We start from the raw sequence: 3176 nt of genomic DNA on the forward strand, positions 1-3176 counted from the left end.
TGCAGGAGATATTAGGATGTATAGTAGAAATAGCCAAAAGAAATACACTTCATACTTTTACAGTTATTCCCAAAAGATGGGTTGTAGAGCGTTCTTTTGCGTGGATAGAAAAATGTCGCAGGCTATGGAAAAATTGCGAAAAAAAACTACATACAAGCCTGAATATGGTGGTTCTTGCTTTTATTGCTCTACTTTTGAAAAGATTTTAAACAGGCTCTAAGACCTTTAATAATTTAATAAGGAAAGATCTGGTTTAACCGATAAACCAGAATATACCTTTGCTTGCAAAATTTCTTCAATAGCTTGCAATGTTGATCCTATTGCAGAAGGACAAGAAGTACAAGCCCCTTGATAAGCAATAATCACTTGATTATCCAAACTGAGTTCCTTAATCTCAATTCCACCTGCGTCTAATTCTATGTAAGGGCGAATATCATTTGCAATTACCATTTCTAATATAGCTATTTTTTGCTCATGACTAAGCTCTTTCCATCCAGGGTATTCCTCTTGATTATGTAAAAGGGAAGTCAAAGGGGTTGGTACATAATTATCTGGAAGAACAATATCTCTACAAGACTGTACTGCATCTGCAATTGCATCAATGACAAACTTTAAATAAGAAAAAGCAGATTCAGGAAAAGCAGGAATCTGACTCTTATCGCGTACTTGCTTATCAATTAAATCCGCGTTTAAAAGAGCTGCCTGATCGTAATTTTTGCGCATTAAAACTTCACAGGCAGCTTCTAGAGCACCAATTAAGCAAGAAGGACCAAACATCTGAAATTTTGCATCAGCAATAACACCATCGCTCTCATCTACAAGCAAGTAAATTTTAATCCACTGTCCTAGTTGATAATTACCCTGTGTTCCGACAGCTAATCTCATCCCTTTAGATTGTGCTTCTACAAGAGAAAATGCGCCTACATGCAAAGGCTTTTCAATTTTTTGCGCAAGACGTTTACTATATTGCATCCAGAGATGACTTTCTATCATAAGGCATCTCCTAAAAGAGTCATTTTTTTTAATTGCCTTACACAGTCTACAATGATACAAACAGCTACTTGTATTTGCTCTTCTGTTGTTTCATAAGAAAGGCTAAAGCTGATTGCCGTATAAGCTGAATCAGGTGCAATATGACATTTAATCAGTATTTGAGAAAGCGATTGATACTGCCCGGATCCTATAGAAGCAAATATCCCTTTACGGTTTAGCAAATACAAAAGCGCTTCTGCATGGATGGCTGGAAAGGCAATAACAGAGCAATTAGGTAGTCGCTCTACATGGGTAAAGAGAATTTTGGCATCGCTGATTTGCAGAGAGATCTTTTCTTCAAATTCATCGCGCAGTCTTGCGGTTTCTAAGCAAATAGATTCAAAAAGAGCAATATTTTCTTCAACAGCCGCTACTAAACAAGCTAAGGAAGCGGGCATTGGTTGCTGTGAGCAGGAAAATAAAGCATGCTCTTTAACAATCATGACAGAAGTTCCTCGAGGTGCCTGGATCAAAGATCCTTCTAAAGTCAAAAAATCAATAGGAAGATCGCGCAAACAAAGATGAACCTTCCCTAATACAGAGCTTGCATCCACATGCAAAAGAATGCCTCTTTCTTTACACAGCTCCGCTAAATCAGCCACTGGGTGGATGACACCAGTCATAGAATTTGCCCAGGATAAACTTAAAATAGAAACTTTAGGAAGTAAAGCTTTATCTAATATCTCTTGAGTGATTTGTCCTTGCTCATTGACCTCAATTTGTCTACATATACACCCTATATTTTCTAACTCCCGCCAAATTTCTAAAGACCCCCTATCTTCTATATTAGTCGTTAAAATTTGGTTTTTACCGGTCTGATAAACCGTATTTCGGTAATGAGAAAATGCCAAATGAGATAGCGCTTCTAGACGGTTTTGAAAACAAAAAATGCGGTCTTGGGGGTTTAATCCTAATAAATCAGCAAAACGTTTAGTATTCTTCTTCATAGAAACTACCATCTGCTGTCCCATGAAATGAGGTGCCAAAGGGTCTCCCCAATCATTTTTAAAAAATACGAGCATTCTTTCAATAGCGGATAGAGAAGGCTTTGTAGCGCTATGATGATCAAGATATATCATTTTTTTCCCAAGTATTATGCATAAAAGTATAAAAGAGAGGTTCCCCTGTAGCAAGCTCCAATTCCACTACCTGCTCTTTAGACAAATGATCTAGATACATCACAATCGAACGTAAAGAATTTCCATGAGCTGCAATTAAAACGTTTTTCCCTTGTTCCAAGATAGGTAACATGTGTTTTTTAAAATAAGGTATTGTGCGCTCAGCTGTCATAGCTAAACTCTCCCCTTCTGGAGGGGGAATATCAAAACTTCTGCGCCATTTTTGTACTTGTTCTTTTCCAAACTGCTCAATCGTTTTTTGCTTATTTAAGCCCTGTAAGTCTCCGTACATTCTCTCATTTAATTGCCACGCCTTTACAACGGGTATACAATGCTTTTTTACATTTTCATCGTGGATTTGAGACCATTCTTCCGGTTTATTTTTTTCTGGCTCTATAAAATAAGGAACTTTACCCGATTGATGATACGCCATCGAAATCGTCGCAGTCATTTGTGCCCTAAACAACGTAGAAGTAAAAATATAATCGATAGGAATATGAGCAATTTTTTTACCAGCTTCAATTGCCTCTTCAATTCCCTTCTGGCTTAAAGGAATATCCACCCATCCAGTAAATAAATTGTGCTTATTCCATTCCGATTGTCCATGACGCATCATGATTAAAGTAGCTTTTTTTGACATATATCTTCCTTTTAAAGTATCTCTATTAGAATCATATTAGCAAAAACTAGAAAAAATCAAAAAACGAAACAAAAATTTAAATGGGAAGAAAAAGAACACCGACTCATTCTGGAGAGATCCTTGATAAACTTTACATTCAACCTCTTAGATGTTTAGTCCCAAAGTGGGATGGAGTGGATTAATTCTAAAACTTTTTGGTTTTTTTTGCCAACTTTTGATAATATACATGCCATAATTGCACACAAAGAAGGGGTTGCTCCTTAAACGGAGTAGGTTAAACTCTCCAATGATAAGGTAGTTGAGGAAGTAGAAAAACTGGATAAAGAAATGCTTAAGCTGGTCAGTCAAGATAAAGAAGTACAACGGCTTATGACAATCCCTGGCGT

General features: G+C 36.9%; 4 protein-coding genes. 1 reads left to right on the forward strand and 3 read right to left on the reverse strand.

Annotated features, from left to right (window positions below):
* A partial coding sequence (locus tag RHOW815_RS07455) for a transposase (protein ID WP_215217688.1) occupies window positions 1-209 on the forward strand: 209 nt, incomplete at its 5' end.
* A gap of 16 nt (window positions 210-225) precedes the next feature.
* Here the strand turns inward: RHOW815_RS07455 and RHOW815_RS07460 are convergent.
* The 3 genes from RHOW815_RS07460 to RHOW815_RS07470 are packed head-to-tail and all read right to left on the reverse strand — an operon-like array spanning window position 226 to window position 2790.
* On the reverse strand, window positions 226-993 hold the full coding sequence (locus RHOW815_RS07460; protein ID WP_215217689.1) for a NifU family protein: 768 nt from the start codon (window positions 991-993) through the stop codon (window positions 226-228).
* Window positions 990-2111: a cysteine desulfurase family protein gene (locus tag RHOW815_RS07465; protein ID WP_215217690.1), complete on the reverse strand. Its 1122-nt coding sequence runs from the start codon at window positions 2109-2111 to the stop codon at window positions 990-992. The genes RHOW815_RS07460 and RHOW815_RS07465 overlap by 4 nt, the downstream gene beginning before the upstream one ends.
* The gene (locus tag RHOW815_RS07470) at window positions 2098-2790 is read right to left on the reverse strand and encodes a 2,3-bisphosphoglycerate-dependent phosphoglycerate mutase (RefSeq protein WP_215217691.1); all 693 of its coding nucleotides are present in this window, start codon (window positions 2788-2790) and stop codon (window positions 2098-2100) included. Before RHOW815_RS07470 ends, RHOW815_RS07465 begins: the two co-directional genes overlap by 14 nt.
* Window positions 2791-3176 lie beyond the last annotated feature (386 nt).

It is taken from the genome of Candidatus Rhabdochlamydia sp. W815, assembly GCF_018642185.1.
Lineage (GTDB): Bacteria > Chlamydiota > Chlamydiia > Chlamydiales > Rhabdochlamydiaceae > Rhabdochlamydia > Rhabdochlamydia oedothoracis.